This is a genomic window from Kribbella sp. NPDC050124 (genome assembly GCF_044460355.1).
In the GTDB taxonomy this organism is placed as follows: domain Bacteria; phylum Actinomycetota; class Actinomycetes; order Propionibacteriales; family Kribbellaceae; genus Kribbella.
Genome location: NZ_JBITJU010000009.1, coordinates 94,798 through 112,586 on the forward strand (window position 1 = coordinate 94,798; position 17,789 = coordinate 112,586).

A 17,789-nucleotide genomic window follows, 5' to 3' on the forward strand; every position below is an offset into this window, starting at 1 on the left:
GTGCTCACCGCAGCCAGGGGTACCGGCGGACCGGGTTCAGACCGCTCCACCACGTGCCGAGTCCCCACACGTTGCCAGCGGCAACCAGCGCGAGAACGACCAGGGTGATGGCGCCGAGGATGTGGTCGTCCAGCACCGGGTTGTTCTCCGGCGGCAGGGCGGCGGTCCACATCAGCACGTACAGCAGGGCGCCGGTGCCGGCCGCGATCCGCATTCCGATCCCCAGGGTCAGAGCGAGGCCGATGCCGGCCAGGCCGACCATGAACAGCGGGGTGACCCACCAGTCGCCGACCAGGGACTGGTAGAAGTCGGCGAACGGGCCGCTCGTGCCGTTGCCCAGGAATCCGGCGGTCGGGTCGCCACCGTCGATCCAGCCCTTGCCGGACGGAGTGGCGTAGCCGAAGCCGAACAGCTTGTCGAAGAAGGCCCAGAGGAACGTGAGCCCGTACGCGACCCGGAGTACGGCGATCGCCCGCCCCGCCATCGTGGTGATGACCGGGTACTGATCGCCGTCGGGTTCCATCGCGGGTGCCGGCAGGTGCCGCCGGTCCGGCGTAGTGGTCATGGTGTCGTCCTTTCATTCGATCCGACACCTTGATCGTCGATCCGCGGCAGCGATTCGGTCAGGGCCGTTCTCACCTCAGCTCGAAGAGTCGAAGGGCCCGCCTGCTCGGGACCCTTGCCGCTGGGAGCCGCCCGCTGCCGGAGGGAGCCTGTGAAGGGACGAAGTCCGTGCCCGGCCGAGGAGGCCCAGATGCTCGACGAGCAGCTGACGAACCAGGCGCTCGGCGTCCTGTTCGACGCCGCCGCTCCGGCGGGCGCTGCGCGCCCTTGGAGGCTCGAGGTCAACGGCCATCTGATCGACGTCTACCTCGACGGCTCGCACGCGCTGCCGGCCCACGATCCGGTGGCGCGAGAGCTGCGGATCACCACCGGCGCCGCGGTGTTCGACCTGCGCTGCGCGGCAGCGTCGCTGAGCTTCGACAGCTGGGTCAGCTTGTGCCCCTACCGGCACGAACCCGATCTGCTCGCTCGCATGGTGGTCGAACCGACCGGTCTGCCCGACGAGGAACTGCGACAGCTGTACGGCGCGATTCGCTCCCGGCACCTGGCCCGGCGGCCGACAAGACCTGAGGAGGCTGTTCGGCTCGCCCTGACCCGGGCGGCCGAGCTCGAGAGCACGAAGCTGAGTTGGCTTCCGGCCCCGTTCGCGCCGCTGGCGGTGCTGACCACTGATCGCGACGAACCCGTAGACCAAGTCGCGATGGGAATGGCCCTCGAACGCGTCCTCCTGACCGCCGTTGCCTACGACGTCGCGGCGCCGTACCTGCTCCACCACCTTTCGAGGGCGGACCTCCGATGAACATCACCCTGACCGACGACGAGATGGGCATCCTGCTCACCGCAGCGGTACACGCGCCGTCGCTGCACAACACCCAGCCGTGGCGCTTCGAGGTGCACGGCCCGGTCGTCGACGTACTGCTTGACGCCGAACGCACGCTCCCGGCCAGCGACCCGGCCGATCGGGCGGCCCGGATCGGCATCGGGGCGGCGGCGTTCAACATCCGGGTCGCGGCCGCCATGCTCGGCCACGAGTCCCGGGTGACGGCGGAGCCCGATCCGGGACGTCCCGAGATCGTGGCGCGCGTCTTCCTCGGCGCCCGAAGCACCCCGGTGCCGAGACTGGGCAGCCTGTACGGCGACTTGTCCCGGCGCCACACCTATCGCGGACCGCTGCTCGACCAGCCAGTCCCGCCCCGCGTGCAGGACCTACTGGACGATGCCGCCCGCGCCGAGGGGGCAACGCTGCGCTGGCTCGACCAGGGCGCGAAGACGCAGCTGTCCGCGCTGCTTCGGCGTACCGATGCCGAAGAACTCCGGGACGAGGATCGCCTGCACGAGCGGCTGGGCTGGATCGGCGGCGACCGGCGGAGCGAAGGCGTTCAGGAGAGCGCGCTCGGCCCGATGCCGGTCAAACCCGCTTTGGTCCGTGACCTGTCTGCCGGCTTCGACAGCACGCACCGCAGCCAGGCGGTCTTCGAGCGAGACCCTTCGATCGCGGTGCTGTGCACCCGGCACGAGGACACGAAGGCATGGATCAAGGCGGGCATGGCGCTCCAACGCACCCTGCTCGTCGCGACCTCCTACGACCTGGTCGCCTCGTTCCTCAACCAGGTGCTCGAACGCGCCGAGCCACGCACTCAGATCCGCGAGCTGATCGGCGGCCGGTCGTGGCCGCAGACGGTCATCCGCATCGGCTACCCCGCACAGCCCAGCCACGTCACGTCCCGGCGGGACTGGCGAGATTCCTACGACCACTGGTTCTGACCTTCGACAAGGAGACTGACATGTCCACACAGCCAGCCGCGGTCGTCGTCGGGTACGACGGCTCGCCGTCGAGTATCGACGCATTGCGCTGGGCAACCACCGCGGCCGTACGCGACCTGGCGCCGCTGCGCATCGTCGAGGCGTTCGAACTCGTAGTCTACTCACGGCCGTCGCCGGGACAGGTCGTGCCGCTCGAGGCGCTGCGTACCGCTCGCGAGAAGGGGCTCAGCGCACTGGCCGAGGGCATCCGCCTGCAACAGCCCGGACTGACGGTCGACACAGTCCTCGCCGCAGGCCCCGCGGCCGAAGCTCTGCTCGCCGAAGCCGAGCAGGCGCGGCTCGTCGTACTCGGCTCCCGTGGATTCGGCGGCTGGAGCGGACTGCTGGTCGGCTCGGTCGCGGTGCAGGTGACCACGCACACGCAGTGCCCGGTGGTCGTCATTCCGCCCGATCTACGGCCGCATGCGCACGAAGGCCCCGCGGTAGTCGTCGGTGTCGACGGATCCAAGGCCTCGGCACGGGCCATCGAGTTCGCGTTCGACCAGGCCGAGGCGATGCACGCCCACGTGGTTGCCTTGCATGCCTGGACGAGCCCGTTCCTCACCTACGCCGACGGCGCGTCCATGCTCCAGTTCGATGCACACAAGGTCGAGGACGACAGCCGGCTCCTGGTCGCCGAGTCCGTCGCCGGCGCCGCCGCCGACCATCCGGATGTGACGTGGACGATCGAACTCGCCAGCGGCTCGGCCGCCAGGGCCCTCGTCCGCCGCTCCGAGTCCGCGGATCTGGTCGTCGTCGGCTCCCGCGGCCGCGGCGGCTTCACCGGCCTACTCCTGGGCTCGGTCAGCCAAAGCGTCCTCCACCACACCCAATGCCCGATCGCCATCGCCCGCTGACGCCATGTTCACCTGGCAGACGAGGACATTCCCTGACCAGACGACTGCTGTCCGGCGCGCGGTTGTGCTCACGGACCAACTGACCGAGTGGATCCCAGGCGCCTGCGCGGAGATCGGCGGCTATCTGCATCGTCGGGGGATCACGCCGTGCGGCTACCCGTTCGCCCGATGCCACCCGCTGTTCGGTGGATTGGTCGATGTGGAGGCGGGTTTTCCGGTCGCCGCACCCATCACGGCACACGGGTTGATCGAGCCGTCGGCGCTGCCCGGCGGCCCGGTCCTCGTCGTCCGGTACGCCGGACCCTACGAGAAGATCGGCGTGGTCCAGCAGACCATCGACGACTGGCTGCACGATGAGGGCGCGGACCGGGCAGGTGAAGGCTGGGAGGTGTTCCGCGAGTTGCCGGCCTGCGACCAGCTCGGCCGGCGGATCGAGGTCGTCCAGCCGATCACCTTCGCACACGTCCTGGTGTGACGCTGGGACCTTCGGGACCCGGGGGCCGGGACCTTTCGCTCTCCCCGCACCGCCCGCGGGCGGCTTGACTGAAGGGCAGAACCGCGAGCCGGAGGTGTCACGATGTCTGCGCAGAGCCCGGTCCTGGTCGGGATCGACGGATCACCGGACGGCCTGATCGCTCTGACCTGGGCAGCGCGCTTCGCGAGCCTGCAGCACACACCCCTGCACGCGATCTTCGTGCTGGACGACGAGCACGAGCTCGAGCCGGCGCCGCCGCCGCCCGGTCCGGACGACGGCAGCGAGGTGCTGGCCGACGCCGCCCGGGAGCTCGATCGGATCGGCTTCCGGAACGCCTCGCTCGAGGTGTGCCACGGTCACCCGTCCAAGGTTCTGCCGAAGCAATCCGAGCACGCACAGGCCCTTGTCGTGGGTCGCCGCGGCCTGGGCGGCTTCGCCGAGCTCGTGCTCGGATCGACGCCCCGAGTCTGTACGGCGCCGAGCACCGACGTACCGCTGATCGTCGTACCCGGCACCTGGGATGCTGCCGCTCCCCCGCACCGGCGGATCGTCGTCGGTGTCGACGGGTCGCTGGAGGGCCAGCACGCCGTACGGTTCGCCTTCGAGGTCGCAGCCGCGACCGGTGCCGAGGTGCGCGGCGTGCACGCGGCCGACATCCAGGCAGGCAGTCCGTACCCCAGCGGGCAGCCGTGGGACGCCGCCGACGACGAACTGCTGACTCGCAGCCTCGACCGGTGGTTAGCGAAGTACCCGGAGGTCGCTGTCGACCAGCGAGGGGTGGCAGAGCATCCGGTCCGTGCCCTCGCGCAGGAGTCCGAGCACGCCGACCTGGTGGTAGTCGGTGGACTCGGCGAGACGGAGTTCTCCGAACAACTGGGTCCGGTGGCACGCGGCCTGCTGTACCACTCGCGCTGCCCGGTCGCCGTCATCCATCACACCTGAGAACTCGACTCCGACCTGTCAGCATGGTTGGTGACCTGGTTGCCTAGGGCATCGGTAGCCGGTTGTGTGATCGATGACCAGTTACAGCACGCCGGCGGTGACATATCCAGCCAGTGGGTGACACAGATCGGCGTCAGTGATGCAGCCCGGTGGTGCCTGGGGCAGCTGCGGTGTCGTCGAAGGCCCAGGTGAGGTTGTTGCTGACGCTGACCACTCCATCGACGTCGCGGGCGTACCGCTCGGCCAGGGCAACCATGCTGCGGTTCTCGACCTGTCCGGCCAGCGTCACCACGCCCTCGAGCACCGTGACCTCCACTGCGAACGGATCGTCCCAGAGACCGCGGTCGACGACTGCGCGCCGTACCCGGGCGAGCACCTCGTGGTCCGGGGACAGGAACGCGCTGAGCAGATCCGACCGCGTGACGATGCCGACGGGCTCGTCACCGTCTACGACGATCAGCCGGGTGATGTCCCGGTCAGCCATCAGGCGCGCGGCCCGGTCCAGCGTGCAACTGCTGTCCACGGTCACCGCGGGACGAGTCATCAACTGTGCAGCGGTGAGCGCTTCAGCCTTCGACCGGCCGCGGGAACGCAGCCACGGGTACAAGCGCCGCCGCTGGAACTCTTCCTTGTGCATCAGGTCCGTCTCCGACACGATGCCGGCCACTCCGCCGAACGCGCTGCGCACCGGAACCGCACTGATCCGGTGATGCGCCAACGTCGCGACCACCGCCTTGTACGACGTGTCCTCGGCGACCATGACGACCTCGGTCGTCATCACGTCCCCGACCGTCAAGAGATGCTTCATCATCGCTTCCCTCACTTGCTCGGATGCTGGGAGAGGATCTGCTGCAGCGACTCGACGAACCGCAGCGACTCGTCGTACCCGCGCTGCCAGACGTTGCGGCCGAAGATCAGGCCGAGCCCGCCGGCATCCATCGCCTGCTCCGCCTTGCGCAGCATCGCGTCGTCGCCGGCCTTCTCGCCGCCGGACACCAGCACCAGCGTGCGGTTGGCCGACCGGACCACCGCGTCGATGGCCTCCTGCGGAGTGAACACCTCGCGATACGGCGGCTTCACGCCGTCGCGCTTCTCCGGGTGCGGGAAGTTGACCTTCACCACGTCGGCTCCCAGTTCGCTGGCGACCCGGGCCGCGTAGTCGACCGCGTAGAACGAGTCCTTGCCGCCCTTCGCCTCGATCGCGGCGCCGCGCGGGTACGCCCACACGACCAGCGGCATGCCGAGCCGTTCGGCGTCGGCGCGGATCCGCCGATACTGCGCGAAGTCGGTCTCCTGCGCCGGCGATCCGACGTACAGGGTGTAGCCGACCGCGTCCGCGCCCAGCCGGACCGCGTCCTCGACACTCGCGTGCACCGGCGACAGCGCGGCCTCGTCGGACGGGATGTCGGTCTTGCCGTTCAGCTTCAGGATCAGCGGGATCTCGCCGGCGTAGTCCCAGTAGAACTTCTCCGCCAGACCGATCTGGATCGCGATGCCGTTGAACTGCCCGGCGATCGCGAGCCGCACGATGTAGGCCGGGTCGGAGGCCTGCGGGTTCGCGAAGAAGTCCCGCGGGCCGTGTTCCAGGCCCTGGTCGTACGGCAGGAAGAACGCGGTGCCGTTGCGCAGACCGTGATCGAACAAGATCCGCCGCAACCTCGTCTTCTTGCCACTGCTCAGACCGAGCTCACTCAACGCCGGCCGTGCCTGCATGAAACTCACCCCCTCAGTCGACGCGGGATCCGGACAGCCGGCGTGGGTTCGGCGATGGTCACCCGTCGCATCGCCCGGTGCCGGACCTCGATCAGGTAGAGGTTGCCGGACCGGCCTTCCTTGGCCCATTCCAGTTCCATCGGGCGCTTGAAGTGTTTGTCGACCTCGACCGACCAGCGGGCGAGCTCCTGGAGTTCGTCGTCGGTCAGTACCAGCTGCGAGCGTTCCTCCGGGGTCGTCGGAATCGTGTGGGTTCCGTGCGGATCGGCGTACACGGTCTTCGTCCGCTTGGCGCCGCGGTGCCGCACGATCATCGGGCGCGCGCCCGGGTGCACGGAGTACAGGTCCGGATCGCCGGCGGGCGGCTCGCCCAGACCCCAGCCGGCCCGGACGCGGACGAAGGTGTTCTCGCCGCGGGCAGTCCCGGACGCGCCGAGGTCGGAGCGCACCATCCGTTGCACGGCCACCGGCATCACGGCCGCCAGGTGGTCCGGTCCGCGCAGCTCACGGTTGCCCACGGCCACCGAGCTGAACAGCGAGGCGAAGCAGCGACGGCAGGCCGCGAGGATGTCCGCGCCACTGCGGAGATGAAGGAAGACCTCGTCGCGTACGTCGTCCTGCGCGGCGACCGGGCTGCAGCGAACGGCGACCTCGGTGCCGTCGCCGCCCAGCTCCTGGTACGCGCCCAGGATCTCGGCTGCCAGTGCGGGAGGCAATGCGGCCTCGCAGAAGGCGGTGCGGATCGCGGCCGCGACAGCGACCACATCCCGGCCGGCCCGGTACCTGCGGAGTTCACCCGCGATCACCGGCCCCAGCCCCGCCTGCTGGGCGAACTCCCGGTAAGCATCGGCCGTGACCACGAAGCCTGCCGGCACCCGGATGCCTCCGCGCGCCAACTCGGCCAAGGAGGCACTCTTCTCGCCGACCTGCGCCGCGTCGGTTCCGCCCCGGTCCTGGGGCCGCAGGACCCACTTGCCGTTCATCTCGCACTCCTTGTCAGAGTGAGCGGGCGACGAGCTCGGTCAGGTCGACCAGGCGGCTCGTGTAGCCCCACTCGTTGTCGTACCAGCCGAAGACCTTCACCAGGTGATCCTGGACCTGCGTCAGCGGCGCGTCGAAGATGCACGACGCCGGATCGCCGACGATGTCGCGGGACACGATCGGATCGGTCGTGTAGCGCAGGATGCCCTTCAGCGGACCCGCCGCCGCATCGGCGAAGGCCTGGTTGACCTGTTCGACGGTCACCGGTCCGGACAGCTCGACCGACAGATCGGTCAGCGATCCGTCCTCGACCGGGACCCGTACCGCCACGCCGTCGATCTTCCCCGCCAGTTCAGGGATGACCAGGCCGACCGCTCGCGCCGCACCGGTACTGGTCGGGATCAGGTTGGCGGCGCCGGAGCGTCCCCGGCGCAGGTCCTTGTGCGGCGAGTCGAGCAGCACCTGGTCGTTGGTGTAGCTGTGGATCGTCGTCATCAGGCCGCGCTCGATCCCGAAGGCGCGGTGCAGCACGGACACCATCGGCGCCACGCAGTTCGTCGTACACGAGGCGTTCGAGATCACCTGATGAACGGCCGGGTCGTAGTCGTCCTCGTTGACACCGAGGACGACGGTCGCGTCGACGTCCTTGCCCGGTACGGACAGGATCACCTTGCGAGCGCCCGCGGTGAGGTGGGCGCCGGCCGCCTCACGGGTGCGGAACTTGCCCGTCGACTCGATCACGATGTCCACGCCGACGGCAGCCCAGTCCAGCTGAGCGGGGTCACGCCCGGCGGTCGCCCGCAGGGTGCGGCCGCCGACCGTGATCGTGCCGTCGGAGTAACCGACTTCCTCCTTCAGCGGGCCGTACGTCGAGTCGTAACGCAGCAGATGTGCGAGTGTCGCCGGTGCGGCGATGTCGTTGATCGCGACCACCTCGATGCCGCTCGATCCCCGGTCCAGCACACAGCGCAGGTAGTCCCGCCCGATGCGCCCGAATCCGTTGATCCCCACACGTACACTCATGTTCGGCCCCTATGGTCAGTGGATGTCCTCACTTTCATTCGACCGGCCGGCCGACGCCGGCTCCAGAGTCGAAGGTCCCGGCTCGGGCCGCCGGACGACCGCCAGGACGACGGCGAGCATGCCGATCAGGAGGAACCCGCCGGAGCCGGCGAGCACCGCGATCCACACCCCGGTCAGGGCAGCTGCCGTCGCACCGAAGTCAGCCTGTACGGCGACCTGGGCGGTGGCATCCGGCGCCATCACCACGAGCGTCCAGTCACCGCTTTCGATCGGCCACGTGATGGTCTGCTCACCGGGCCCGACCGCCTGCGTCCGCCAGATCGCCAGCTCGGTCGGCGGCGTCGACGGAGCGCCTCCCGCGTGGTCGTCGTACGTCGTGCTGTAAGGGCCGGGCGAAGTCACCGTGGAGTAGGCGACACCGGCCAGGTACGCACGCACATCCGCACCGTTGGCGATCCCGACGAACACCGGGAGGCCGTCGTCGGCGAGCACCCGCACGCGAGCGTCACCGAACAGCCTGCGCAGCAAGGTCGCGCCGTCGTCGTGGATCGTCACCTCCTCACTGGCCAAGGCGTAACCGGAGGTCCGCAAGGTCACCTTGTCCGTGGTGACATAGCCCGCGGAGTCACGCATTCCCAGATCGAGCCACGCCAGCCCGCCGCCGACGGCCAGGCCGACGATCGACGCCAGCGACGCGGTAATGCCGAGCAGCAAGGTGACAATCCGGCCCGCCGACATCCGCGGCGTGGGTTCGCGCGGGGATGCCGAAGGCAAAGACTGCGGAGTTCGCCGCTCGAGCCTGGTTGTCGCAGGGTCGTCACCGCCCAGATCCAGCCGGAACGGCGGGTACTGGTCGACCATCAGCCCCGCGTACGCCGCGACCCGCAGGGCCCACCGGTCCATGCCGAGCACCAGGTCGAAGACCGGTTGCGGGTAGCGCCCGGTGAACAGCAGCACCACGGCAGCGATCAGCACCAGCAGTCCGACCAGGCCGACGCTCCACTCCCAGTTCTGGGTTGCGAACCACGTGCCTCCGCCGAGGAAGAAGGCGAGCACGATGTAGTGCGGGATCGCGAGCAGCCACGACTTCACCAGCACCAGGCCACGCGACAGGTGCCGCGGGTACTCCACTTCCAGGTGCGCGGGGTACGACGGTACGTCGTACAACGTGAACGGCGGATACCGGTCCGTGCCGAGTGCGCCGTACGCGTAGAACTGCACCCGCCACGTCCAGCGCAGCACCCCGACGTTGAAGTCGAAGATCGAGCGCGGGTAGCGCCCGGTGAACAAGATCGCGAAGAACGCCGCGAAGCTTAGCACCGCGAACGCAATCCACAGGAACGCGAGCACGACCAGGTGCGGAATCACCAGCACCCACTTCACCAGCCACAACCAGCGATTCAGCCGGTCGTCGAGGGCCCCGTCCACTCTGACGGGGTACGTCGTCGTAGTCATCACAAGCCTCCTCTGTCACCGCCAGCCTCCGTCCGGGTCTGCCCGGCCAGCAGAGCCGAAGGTCCCGCGCTCGGCACGCGCAGGACGGGACCATCGGCTCTGGGGTGGCGCAGACCGCCGTACGACGGTGGAAGTGACGAAGAAGGAGGCAGTCATGGACGAGCAACCACTGGGTCCGATCCAGACCACGGACTCATTGCGCGAGCAGGCGGTGGAGGAGCTTCGGAAGCGCCGGGAGTTCACCGGGCATGTCCTCGCCTACCTGACGGTGAACACCTTCCTGGTGGTCATCTGGTTCCTGACCGGCGCGGAGTTCTTCTGGCCGGCCTTCCCGATCTTCGGCTGGGGGATCGGCCTGGCCCTGCACGCGTGGGACGTGTTCTCGCCAGAACCGACCGAGACCGACGTACGGGCGACGATGGACCGCATCGCCCACCGCAGGTGAACACGCACACCAAGAGCCGGCCCCGAGCGTCTGGCGTTTCGAGCGGGGAGCGACCAGATTCCCACTCGTTCGACCACGATGCAGCAGAACCGGCTCGCCGGACCGGAACCGTCTTGATGACGGCGGATCTTGTGACCCTGTGGTCACCTGTTCTCTGTCCGATCCCGGCGAGCCGGTTTCTTCCCCTGCAACTCCAGGCTGCTCCGTAACGCCGCCGGACAGTCAGGGTCGAAGGTCCTGCTGCCCGGGCCCACCCGTCCCGTCTCCGGTGACGCGATCGTCCGGTACGACGACGTCGGCGAGCGGACGCCACGGCGTAGCCGGAACCGCCTGGCCGTAGCCGAAGCGAATGACCGCCTGCGGAGCAGACTCGGTACTGGGAGTCGATATGGCTGGAACCTTGGCGCGATGGCGGGACCGGCTGGTGCTGCGGCTGATGAACAGCCCACTCGCACCGGCTCTGCCCACAAGCCTGATCGCGATTCGCTACACAGGCCGTAGCGGTGCGACCGTCGTACTGCCGCTACAGGCGGTCCGGCATGGCCAACGCGTGGCCGTGCTCGTCGGCGACGCCGACGCCAGGCGGTGGTGGCATCACTTCGTCGGCCCCGCGGCGCTCGACGTCCTCGTCGACGGGCGCTGGACCAGCGGCCACGCCGCGGTCAAGGTGGGCCCGATGACTGCACCGGCCCGGCTTTATCGCACTGCCCACCCCGACCACGTCCTCGACCACAACAGCGTGTTGCTCGGCATCGTCCTCGACCAGGCCCGGCCGGACGGAGTGGTCAGAACTGGAAAACCACTCGGGCCGGGATTGCGCCGGACAGGACGTCGTTGATCGACTGGTTGACCTCGTCGAGCTTGCGGTCGACCGCGATGACCCGCGTCCGCCCGGCGGCGTGCAGCGCGAAGACGTCGGCCAGGTCGTTGCGGGTGCCGACGATCGAGCCAATCACGCTCTTGCCGCTCAGGACCGTGTCGAAGATCGGCAGGTTCAACGCACCGTCGTCGGCGGGCAGGGCCACGCAGACGAGCCGGCCACCGCGGCGCAGCGAACGGAAGGCCTGGTCGAACGACTGTGGATTCGCCGCCAACGCGACCGCGACGTCGGCCCCGCCGAGCGCCTGAATCGCCTCGACCGGATCGGTCGTGGCCGCGTTCACGACGTGGTCCGCCCCGAGTTCGGTGGCCAGCTCGAGTTTCGTGTCCTCGATGTCGACGCCGATCGTGATCCCACCCGCGATCCTGGCGTACTGCAAGGCCAGATGACCGAGACCGCCGACGCCGAAGATCGCCACCGTCTCGGCCGGCGCGACACCGGCCACTCTGATCGCCTTGTACGTCGTGACACCGGCACACGTCAGCGGCGCGGCGTCCCGCGACGACACCCCGTCGGGAACGGGCGTCGCGAAGGCGGCCGCCACCACGGCGTACTCGGCGAAGCTCCCATTGACCGAGTAGCCGGAGTTGTGCTGCTCCGGGCACAGCGTCTCCCAGCCTCCGATGCAGTACCGGCACTTGCCGCAGGCGTACCCGAGCCAAGCGATCGCGACCCGGTCTCCGACCGCGCGCTCGGTGACGCCTGGGCCCAGCTTCGCCACCACACCGATGCCTTCGTGGCCGGGAACGAACGGCGGGGTGGGCTTCACGGGCCAGTCACCATGTGCCGCATGGATGTCGGTGTGGCAGAGACCGCTGGTCTCCATCCGCACTAGCACCTCGCCGGCACCGGGCTCGGGGACGGGAAGGTCCTGGATCTCCAGCGGTGCGTCGAAGTCGGTTACAACTGCTGCTTTCATGGCATGCCTCTCTCGGTTCGGGTTGTCTGTCGAGCAAACCCGGCCCACGGCAGCGAGTCGTAGAGCCGAAGGTCCCGGACGGAAGGGACCGATCGGCCGATGCGCCCGGCGCCACTGCGCGCCGATGCTCGAGTCAGAGAGGAAGTGGAGGTGGACCGATGCGGCACCCGGACTCCAAGGTCGTCCGCAGGCCCTGGGTCCGGCATCTCGTCATCGATGCCGGGCGCGCGGCGCGCCGACGGCACGCCGTCCACGGTCTCTTCGAGGTCGATGTCACCTCGGCCCGGTCGGCCTTGCGTTCGCACGAGGCCGCGACCGGTGAGGACCTGTCGTTCACGGCGTTCGTCATCGCCTGCGTCGCCCGCGCGGTCGCCGCTGACCCGAGTGTCCAGGCGTACCGCGATCTGCGCGGCCGCGAAGTGATCTTCGACCAGGTCGACGTCGGCCTGCCGATCGAGGTCGACGTCGACGGCAGCCCGTTTGCCTTCACGCACGTCCTCCGCGACGCCGGCGCCCGCGACGTACGGAGCCTGCAGGACGAGATCCACGCGGTCAAGGCCGACCCACACCTCAGCCCTTCCGTCGGCAAGGCGCCCTGGGTCCACGCCTACCTGCTGCTGCCCGGCTTCATCCGGACCGGCCTGCTCGGATCGCTGCATCGCTTCCCGCGCCGGCAACGAGCGCTCGCCGGGACGGTCGGCGTCACAGCTGTCGGCATGTTCGGCGCCGGCGGCGGCTGGGGCATCGCCTTCCAACTGCACACGCTGAGCGTCGTCATCGGGGGCATCACCCGCCGTCCGGTGCTGTGCCAGGGTCACCTGGTCGACCGTGAGTGGCTGCAGCTCACGGTCAGCGTCGACCACGACATCGTCGACGGCGCCCCCACCGCCCGCTTCGTCAGCCGCCTCCGCACCCTCCTGACCGCCGCCGACGGTCTCCCCGTCCTCACCGCCTCGAAGCGCATTTCCTGACCACCATCCGCCACACCTTCGAAGGAGAACATCATGGGCAGGCTTGACGGCCGGGTCGCGCTGATCACCGGTGCGGCCAGCGGAATCGGCAAGGCGACTGCTTGGCGGCTCGCCGCCGAGGGCGCCGCCGTACTACTGACGGACATCGCGGTGGACGCCGGTGAAGCAGTGGCCGAGGCGCTTCGGGACTCCGGTGCGCGAGCGCGCTTCGCGAGGCACGACGTCGCGAGCGAAGTGGATTGGGAGACGGTGTGCACTCTGGCCGTCGAGGAGTTCGGCGGACTCGACATCCTGGTGAACAACGCCGGCATGGGCGACCTGGCGACCATCGAGGAGACGACGCTCAAGGACTGGCAGCACACGATCGACGTCGACCAGACCGGCGTCTTCCTCGGCCTGCGCACGGCTGCGCCGTACCTGAAAGCCTCCGGGCACGGGTCGGTGATCAACATCAGCTCGATCTTCGGCACCAGCGGCGGCTTCGGCACCTCACCGGCGTACCACGCGGCGAAGGGCGCGGTGCGGACGCTGACCAAGAACGCCGCGTTGCACTGGGCGACCGAAGGTGTCCGGGTGAACTCGATCCACCCCGGCTTCATCGACACCCCGATCCTGGACGCGGCGCGGGACACCCCGTTCTGGGACGTGATGACCCAGCTCACGCCGATGGGCCGGCTCGGGCGCACCGACGAGGTCGCAGCCGGCGTGGCGTACCTCGCCAGCGACGACGCCTCGTTCGTCACCGGCCTCGAGCTGTACATCGACGGCGGCTACATCGCCCGCTGACCCGCCCGGCTCAGATGAACAGCAGCTGGGCTCCTTCGGTCTTCTCGATGAAGTCGGCGGCGCTGATGATGCCTTCGACGTCGTCGTACAGGTCGGCCTCGTCCAGGTGCATCATGTCGGCGGACATCCGGCAGGCCCACAGGTGGCCGCCGGAGGCGACGATCTGCTCCAGGAACTCCGGTACGTCGGGAACCCCGGCCTCGTGGATCTGCTTCTTCATCTGGTGCGTGGCCATCGCGGTCATCCCCGGCAGGCCGCCGAGGCCCTGCGGCAGATGCGTCGCGGTGTTGCCGAGCATCGTGAACTTCAGGTCGTGCATGCGCGATTTGGTGATCATGTCGAACCCCCAGAACGTGAAGAACAGGTGCGTCTCCACGCCCTCGCCGAGGGCGGCGTTCGCCAGGATCAGGCCCGGGTAGGCCATGTCCAGGTTGCCCTTCGAGCAGATGATCGCCAACTTGCGCCCTTCGGCCAGGTCGTCGCCGAAGTCGGGCACGAACAGCGGCGCGGTCTCTGCGGTGGTCATGACGATGCTCCTCTCACACGCAGCCACGAGGTTTCGGCAGGCCGGCGATGTAGGCCATCTTCTTGGCCGGCTTGCCGGGGAACAGGGCGAACAGGCGCTTGATCGGGATGCCGGCCAGGGTCGACACCCGCCGCAGCGTCGCGGTCTCTCCGTGGGACGGGTAGTCATCGCGCAGGAACCGGATCGCCTGCCAGTGCTCGTCGGTGAGCTCGATCCCGATGTTCGCTGCCAGTTGTACGGCGAGCTCCTCGGTCCACTCGCCGTACTCGGTGAGGAAGCCCTCCGAGTCGACGTGGATGCGGGTGTCGCCAACGCTGACGACGGTCATGGTCGGACCTCCTCGTCCGGTCGGTGTTTGCCGCTCATGGACATCCGGGACGGCACCGGCAGCGGGCGACCGCGCACGAGCAGGTGCCAGTAGATCCAGCGGAACGCCACCTTGGCCCAGTGGTTCGCCCGCGTCTCCCGCAGCAGCGCCAACGGGCCGAAGCGGCCGAGTGGGTAGCGGCCGGGCAGCGGCTCGGTGTCGTAGTTGAAGTCGATCAGCAGTCCCCTGCCGTCGCCGGTCTCGACGAAGCAGTTGGCGTGCCCGTCGAAATGGTGGGTCATCGCACGACCCTCGACGTACTGGCAGAAGTTCGCCACGAAGATCTCGCTCGAGAAGTGCGCCACCGAGCCGGCCTTGGAGGTCGGCAGGTCGTTGGCGTCGCCAACGGCGAAGATGTCCGCATGGGCGAGCGACTGCAGGGTGTGCTTGTCGACCGGCACGTAGTTCAGCTCGTCACCCAGCCCGGACGCACCGACGAACTCCGCGCCCATGTTCAGCGGCACGGTGACCAGCAGGTCGTAGCCGATCTCCCGCTCGTCGTAGCTGACCAGCGTCTTGCGCTCGGCGTCGACTCGCTCGACCAGGAAGTCGGTCTCGACGGCGATCTTGCGCTCCGTCAGCAGCCGGCCGAGGTAGCGCGCCGCGATCGGTTTGGTGAACGCGGCGTCGAGCGGCGTGACGTAGACGAGCTCGACCTGGTCGCGCATGGCATTCGCACGGAAGAAGGACTCGGCCAGGAAGGTGAACTCCAGCGGGGCGACCGGGCACTTGATCGGCTGGTCGACGACGTGCACCACGAGCCGTCCGCCCGGGAAGGCGTCCAGCGCCCCACGGAGTGCGAGCGCGCCGTCGTAGGTGTAGAAGTCGTGGATGCTCTTGCGCCATTCGGGCCCGAGCATCCCGGGTGTCTGGTCGGGGCGGGAGCTGGTCCCGGTCGCGATGACGAGGTAGTCGTACGCCACCGCTCCCCCGGCGCCGAGCCGGACGACCTTGCGCTCCGGATCCACCATCGCGATCTCCGCGGTCAGAAACTGGACCCCCTTCGGCAGCAGGCTGCGACGCGATCTCAGGACACCGGCCGCCGTCTCCCGGCCGAACGGCATGAACAACAGGCCGGGCTGGTACAGGTGCTCGTCGTCGCGATCGATCACCGTGATTTGCCACTCGTCGAATGCCAGCCGCCGCCGGAGCTGATTCGCGACCGTCGTACCGGCAGTGCCGGCTCCGAGGATCACCACCCGCCTCATCTCAGTTTTCCTCTCGTCGTTGCGAACCGGCTCGGCCGGGTGCGCGCCCGGCCGGACCGGTCTCCGGGGAGTCGGGCGGCGCCGCGGTGGCGCCGTTCCTTGTCCACCTCCACAACACCGCAACCACACGTCCGCGCAGCAGGGGCCTACGAATCCGAAGGAGCGGACTTTCGACCCTCGGTCGTGGACAAGAAGCCCTTGGTACGGCGGCACGCGATCAGCAGACCCAGCAGTGCGATGACGCCGCCGGCCAGGCCGTCGAGAAGGTAGTGGTTGGCGGTCAGGACGATCGAGGCCAGCATGGCCAGCGGCATCAGCCAGCCGAACAAGCGCATGGCCCAGTGACCGGCCAGGGTGGCGATCGCGATCCCCATCAGCAGGTTCCAGCCGAAGTGCAGGCTCGGCACGGCGGCGTACTGGTTCACGAAGGCCGGCGGCTGCAGCACCCGGTACGCCGACGTCTGCTCGGTGACCGTGTCGACGAAGCCGTACAACGGCAGGAACCGCGGCGGCGCGACCGGGAAGACCGCGAAGATCACCAGCCCGATCGCACCGGAGATCAGGATCGCGTTGCGGACCGTGCGGTACGCGTCCCGATGCCGGATCAGCAGCCACAGCAACGTGGCCAGCACGACCGGCCAATGCCCGTAGATGTAGAAGTAACTGACCGCATCGACCAGCCACCCGTGTCCGGCGACCGCGGCCTGCAGCTCCGGCTCGACGAAGAATCCCCCGAGACGCTCCAGCTCCACGACGTACTCGGCGTTCCGGAAGGCGGCATCGATCCGCGTGTGGATCAACCCACGGACAACGAAGTACAGCACGATCGCTGTCGTGATCAGCGCCACCTCGGCGGCGAACTGCTGTGTCCGGCGGGCGACTCGGACCTGTGACGTTCGGCTGTCGACAGCCATACCCCGCACCCCCTCGTCCTTCCAGCGTGGCCGAGATCGCCGGACCCGCCAACGGGGCCATGTCCCCTGACGACCGGGACCAAGGTCCGCAGGCGAACGCCGAGATCCGCAGATTGCGTACGACGGCCACCGTCGAGGCCGACGGCAAGCGAGACTTCCGCGTCCTCTCCGCCTCACAACGGCCCCCGGATTCGGGACGTCCGGCCCCTGCGGAGCGCGCCCGCCCGGCCCACCCTGATGGTGACGGCAGCGGCAGCTACCGCCTTCCTCTCCGTCGGGAGGCATCATGCCGAAACAATTGTCCGATTCAACCGGAACCACCGCGCAGCACACCACGACCGGATCCAGGATCTGGTTCCTCTGGATGGTCGGCCTGTGGATGGCGTTCTTCGTGCTGCTGGGATCCGATCGGCTGGAGGACGTCGCCACCTGGATCCGGGATCTGCCACTCATTGTGGAGCTGGGGGTCTGGTTGGTGGGCTTTCCCTGGGTCCTGGCCACCGCGGTGTGGACCAGCGACTGGTCCGAGGGGCTCCGCGTGACGCTCGTCGTACTCTGCGCCGCAGTGTGGACGATCGTCTCCATCCCGCGTCCGAAGCGCGCCCGGCAGGATCGTAGGTGCGACGCATGAAGCGTCACGCCTTGGGAATTTAGGCCCTACCCCCTTGTCCGCGCCGGCCGTTCCATCGTCGCGTGGACACAGTTGCGAGTCCGCTCGACATCCCGATGTCACAAGCACGGCTGCGCCAGCTTGCCGAGCAACTGGCAGTGGAGTACGCGGGTGCGGTCACACCAGACCGCGTGCTGCGCCTCGTGTTGTCCACGGGGCGAAGGCTGCGACTGCAGGGGTACAACGAGGACGAGGTGCTGCGGCTGACGAAGGCGTCGGTTCGTGCGGAGATCGTCGCCTGGATCGGCACAGCCATCGCCCGGTCGCGCGCCCGCTGAAAGGCCCACCGG

22 protein-coding genes are annotated in these 17,789 nt (G+C 68.8%); 11 read left to right on the plus strand and 11 right to left on the minus strand.

The features are described from left to right. Positions 1–4 precede the first annotated feature (4 nt). A complete protein-coding gene (locus tag ACIBL3_RS21840) occupies positions 5–565 on the minus strand; it encodes a hypothetical protein (RefSeq protein WP_396355336.1) in 561 nt (186 codons plus the stop codon). 189 nt (positions 566–754) lie between these two features. Here ACIBL3_RS21840 and ACIBL3_RS21845 point away from each other — a divergent pair, with 189 nt between their 5' ends. The 5 genes from ACIBL3_RS21845 (at position 755) to ACIBL3_RS21865 (ending at position 4,641) form a co-directional block, all read left to right on the plus strand. Beyond that, complete coding sequence (locus ACIBL3_RS21845) at positions 755–1,363, plus strand: hypothetical protein (RefSeq protein ID WP_396355337.1); 609 nt, start codon at positions 755–757, stop codon at positions 1,361–1,363. After that, positions 1,360–2,328: an Acg family FMN-binding oxidoreductase gene (locus tag ACIBL3_RS21850; protein WP_396355338.1), complete on the plus strand. Its 969-nt coding sequence runs from the start codon at positions 1,360–1,362 to the stop codon at positions 2,326–2,328. Before ACIBL3_RS21845 ends, ACIBL3_RS21850 begins: the two co-directional genes overlap by 4 nt. A gap of 20 nt (positions 2,329–2,348) precedes the next feature. Then, on the plus strand, positions 2,349–3,224 hold the full coding sequence (locus ACIBL3_RS21855) for a universal stress protein (RefSeq protein WP_396355339.1): 876 nt from the start codon (positions 2,349–2,351) through the stop codon (positions 3,222–3,224). A gap of 4 nt (positions 3,225–3,228) precedes the next feature. Continuing rightward, positions 3,229–3,699 (plus strand): hypothetical protein, encoded by a 471-nt coding sequence (locus tag ACIBL3_RS21860; protein WP_396355340.1) that lies wholly within the window; start codon positions 3,229–3,231, stop codon positions 3,697–3,699. 102 nt (positions 3,700–3,801) lie between these two features. Beyond that, positions 3,802–4,641, plus strand: a complete 840-nt coding sequence (locus tag ACIBL3_RS21865; protein WP_396355341.1) for a universal stress protein — start codon at positions 3,802–3,804, stop codon at positions 4,639–4,641. A 133-nt stretch (positions 4,642–4,774) separates the two neighbouring features. On the opposite strand, the gene ACIBL3_RS21870 is transcribed toward ACIBL3_RS21865, so the two are convergent. The 5 genes from ACIBL3_RS21870 to ACIBL3_RS21890 are packed head-to-tail and all read right to left on the minus strand — an operon-like array spanning position 4,775 to position 9,813. After that, positions 4,775–5,449, minus strand: a complete 675-nt coding sequence (locus tag ACIBL3_RS21870; RefSeq protein ID WP_396355342.1) for a CBS domain-containing protein — start codon at positions 5,447–5,449, stop codon at positions 4,775–4,777. A gap of 11 nt (positions 5,450–5,460) precedes the next feature. Continuing rightward, positions 5,461–6,354: a class I fructose-bisphosphate aldolase gene (locus ACIBL3_RS21875; RefSeq protein ID WP_396355343.1), complete on the minus strand. Its 894-nt coding sequence runs from the start codon at positions 6,352–6,354 to the stop codon at positions 5,461–5,463. A 5-nt stretch (positions 6,355–6,359) separates the two neighbouring features. Then, the gene (locus ACIBL3_RS21880) at positions 6,360–7,337 is read right to left on the minus strand and encodes a PEP/pyruvate-binding domain-containing protein (RefSeq protein WP_396355344.1); all 978 of its coding nucleotides are present in this window, start codon (positions 7,335–7,337) and stop codon (positions 6,360–6,362) included. 13 nt (positions 7,338–7,350) lie between these two features. Then, positions 7,351–8,358: a type I glyceraldehyde-3-phosphate dehydrogenase gene (gap, locus tag ACIBL3_RS21885; protein WP_396355345.1), complete on the minus strand. Its 1,008-nt coding sequence runs from the start codon at positions 8,356–8,358 to the stop codon at positions 7,351–7,353. Between the two features lie 15 nt (positions 8,359–8,373). Next, complete coding sequence (locus tag ACIBL3_RS21890; RefSeq protein ID WP_396355346.1) at positions 8,374–9,813, minus strand: DUF4389 domain-containing protein; 1,440 nt, start codon at positions 9,811–9,813, stop codon at positions 8,374–8,376. Positions 9,814–9,967: 154 nt separating this feature from the next. Here ACIBL3_RS21890 and ACIBL3_RS21895 point away from each other — a divergent pair, with 154 nt between their 5' ends. After that, on the plus strand, positions 9,968–10,258 hold the full coding sequence (locus ACIBL3_RS21895; protein ID WP_396355347.1) for a 2TM domain-containing protein: 291 nt from the start codon (positions 9,968–9,970) through the stop codon (positions 10,256–10,258). Positions 10,259–10,646: 388 nt separating this feature from the next. After that, complete coding sequence (locus ACIBL3_RS21900) at positions 10,647–11,096, plus strand: hypothetical protein (RefSeq protein WP_396355348.1); 450 nt, start codon at positions 10,647–10,649, stop codon at positions 11,094–11,096. Here the strand turns inward: ACIBL3_RS21900 and ACIBL3_RS21905 are convergent. Next, on the minus strand, positions 11,044–12,057 hold the full coding sequence (locus tag ACIBL3_RS21905) for a zinc-dependent alcohol dehydrogenase (protein WP_396355349.1): 1,014 nt from the start codon (positions 12,055–12,057) through the stop codon (positions 11,044–11,046). The two genes, ACIBL3_RS21900 and ACIBL3_RS21905, sit on opposite strands and share 53 nt — an antisense overlap. 158 nt (positions 12,058–12,215) lie before the next feature. Between ACIBL3_RS21905 and ACIBL3_RS21910 the strand changes: the two genes are divergently transcribed. Continuing rightward, entirely contained in the window at positions 12,216–13,028 is an 813-nt protein-coding gene (locus ACIBL3_RS21910; protein ID WP_396355350.1) for a 2-oxo acid dehydrogenase subunit E2, read from the plus strand. Between the two features lie 33 nt (positions 13,029–13,061). Further along, positions 13,062–13,814: an SDR family NAD(P)-dependent oxidoreductase gene (locus ACIBL3_RS21915; RefSeq protein WP_396355351.1), complete on the plus strand. Its 753-nt coding sequence runs from the start codon at positions 13,062–13,064 to the stop codon at positions 13,812–13,814. Between the two features lie 10 nt (positions 13,815–13,824). On the opposite strand, the gene ACIBL3_RS21920 is transcribed toward ACIBL3_RS21915, so the two are convergent. From ACIBL3_RS21920 to ACIBL3_RS21935, 4 genes are all read right to left on the minus strand, one after another. Next, positions 13,825–14,340: a DsrE/DsrF/DrsH-like family protein gene (locus ACIBL3_RS21920; protein WP_396355352.1), complete on the minus strand. Its 516-nt coding sequence runs from the start codon at positions 14,338–14,340 to the stop codon at positions 13,825–13,827. A gap of 13 nt (positions 14,341–14,353) precedes the next feature. Further along, positions 14,354–14,668, minus strand: a complete 315-nt coding sequence (locus ACIBL3_RS21925; protein WP_396355353.1) for a TusE/DsrC/DsvC family sulfur relay protein — start codon at positions 14,666–14,668, stop codon at positions 14,354–14,356. Further along, positions 14,665–15,915, minus strand: coding sequence for an NAD(P)/FAD-dependent oxidoreductase (locus ACIBL3_RS21930; RefSeq protein WP_396355354.1), 1,251 nt, complete (start codon positions 15,913–15,915; stop codon positions 14,665–14,667). Before ACIBL3_RS21930 ends, ACIBL3_RS21925 begins: the two co-directional genes overlap by 4 nt. Positions 15,916–16,061: 146 nt before the next feature. Continuing rightward, the gene (locus ACIBL3_RS21935) at positions 16,062–16,829 is read right to left on the minus strand and encodes a phosphatase PAP2 family protein (RefSeq protein WP_396355355.1); all 768 of its coding nucleotides are present in this window, start codon (positions 16,827–16,829) and stop codon (positions 16,062–16,064) included. A gap of 286 nt (positions 16,830–17,115) precedes the next feature. Between ACIBL3_RS21935 and ACIBL3_RS21940 the strand changes: the two genes are divergently transcribed. Both ACIBL3_RS21940 and ACIBL3_RS21945 read left to right on the plus strand, forming a co-directional pair. Then, on the plus strand, positions 17,116–17,460 hold the full coding sequence (locus ACIBL3_RS21940) for a hypothetical protein (RefSeq protein WP_396355356.1): 345 nt from the start codon (positions 17,116–17,118) through the stop codon (positions 17,458–17,460). Positions 17,461–17,522: 62 nt separating this feature from the next. Further along, on the plus strand, positions 17,523–17,777 hold the full coding sequence (locus ACIBL3_RS21945; protein ID WP_396355357.1) for a hypothetical protein: 255 nt from the start codon (positions 17,523–17,525) through the stop codon (positions 17,775–17,777). The last annotated feature ends 12 nt before the right edge of the window (positions 17,778–17,789 follow it).

What these genes read in the sequence shown, in the direction of transcription:
- ACIBL3_RS21840 (WP_396355336.1), bottom strand. Translation starts at nt 565, where the DNA reads ATGACCACTACGCCGGACCGGCGGCACCTGCCGGCACCCGCGATGGAA.
- ACIBL3_RS21845 (WP_396355337.1), top strand. Translation starts at nt 755, where the DNA reads ATGCTCGACGAGCAGCTGACGAACCAGGCGCTCGGCGTCCTGTTCGAC.
- ACIBL3_RS21850 (WP_396355338.1), top strand. Translation starts at nt 1,360, where the DNA reads ATGAACATCACCCTGACCGACGACGAGATGGGCATCCTGCTCACCGCA.
- ACIBL3_RS21855 (WP_396355339.1), top strand. Translation starts at nt 2,349, where the DNA reads ATGTCCACACAGCCAGCCGCGGTCGTCGTCGGGTACGACGGCTCGCCG.
- ACIBL3_RS21860 (WP_396355340.1), top strand. Translation starts at nt 3,229, where the DNA reads ATGTTCACCTGGCAGACGAGGACATTCCCTGACCAGACGACTGCTGTC.
- ACIBL3_RS21865 (WP_396355341.1), top strand. Translation starts at nt 3,802, where the DNA reads ATGTCTGCGCAGAGCCCGGTCCTGGTCGGGATCGACGGATCACCGGAC.
- ACIBL3_RS21870 (WP_396355342.1), bottom strand. Translation starts at nt 5,449, where the DNA reads ATGAAGCATCTCTTGACGGTCGGGGACGTGATGACGACCGAGGTCGTC.
- ACIBL3_RS21875 (WP_396355343.1), bottom strand. Translation starts at nt 6,354, where the DNA reads ATGCAGGCACGGCCGGCGTTGAGTGAGCTCGGTCTGAGCAGTGGCAAG.
- ACIBL3_RS21880 (WP_396355344.1), bottom strand. Translation starts at nt 7,337, where the DNA reads ATGAACGGCAAGTGGGTCCTGCGGCCCCAGGACCGGGGCGGAACCGAC.
- gap (WP_396355345.1), bottom strand. Translation starts at nt 8,358, where the DNA reads ATGAGTGTACGTGTGGGGATCAACGGATTCGGGCGCATCGGGCGGGAC.
- ACIBL3_RS21890 (WP_396355346.1), bottom strand. Translation starts at nt 9,813, where the DNA reads ATGACTACGACGACGTACCCCGTCAGAGTGGACGGGGCCCTCGACGAC.
- ACIBL3_RS21895 (WP_396355347.1), top strand. Translation starts at nt 9,968, where the DNA reads ATGGACGAGCAACCACTGGGTCCGATCCAGACCACGGACTCATTGCGC.
- ACIBL3_RS21900 (WP_396355348.1), top strand. Translation starts at nt 10,647, where the DNA reads ATGGCTGGAACCTTGGCGCGATGGCGGGACCGGCTGGTGCTGCGGCTG.
- ACIBL3_RS21905 (WP_396355349.1), bottom strand. Translation starts at nt 12,057, where the DNA reads ATGAAAGCAGCAGTTGTAACCGACTTCGACGCACCGCTGGAGATCCAG.
- ACIBL3_RS21910 (WP_396355350.1), top strand. Translation starts at nt 12,216, where the DNA reads ATGCGGCACCCGGACTCCAAGGTCGTCCGCAGGCCCTGGGTCCGGCAT.
- ACIBL3_RS21915 (WP_396355351.1), top strand. Translation starts at nt 13,062, where the DNA reads ATGGGCAGGCTTGACGGCCGGGTCGCGCTGATCACCGGTGCGGCCAGC.
- ACIBL3_RS21920 (WP_396355352.1), bottom strand. Translation starts at nt 14,340, where the DNA reads ATGACCACCGCAGAGACCGCGCCGCTGTTCGTGCCCGACTTCGGCGAC.
- ACIBL3_RS21925 (WP_396355353.1), bottom strand. Translation starts at nt 14,668, where the DNA reads ATGACCGTCGTCAGCGTTGGCGACACCCGCATCCACGTCGACTCGGAG.
- ACIBL3_RS21930 (WP_396355354.1), bottom strand. Translation starts at nt 15,915, where the DNA reads ATGAGGCGGGTGGTGATCCTCGGAGCCGGCACTGCCGGTACGACGGTC.
- ACIBL3_RS21935 (WP_396355355.1), bottom strand. Translation starts at nt 16,829, where the DNA reads ATGGCTGTCGACAGCCGAACGTCACAGGTCCGAGTCGCCCGCCGGACA.
- ACIBL3_RS21940 (WP_396355356.1), top strand. Translation starts at nt 17,116, where the DNA reads ATGCCGAAACAATTGTCCGATTCAACCGGAACCACCGCGCAGCACACC.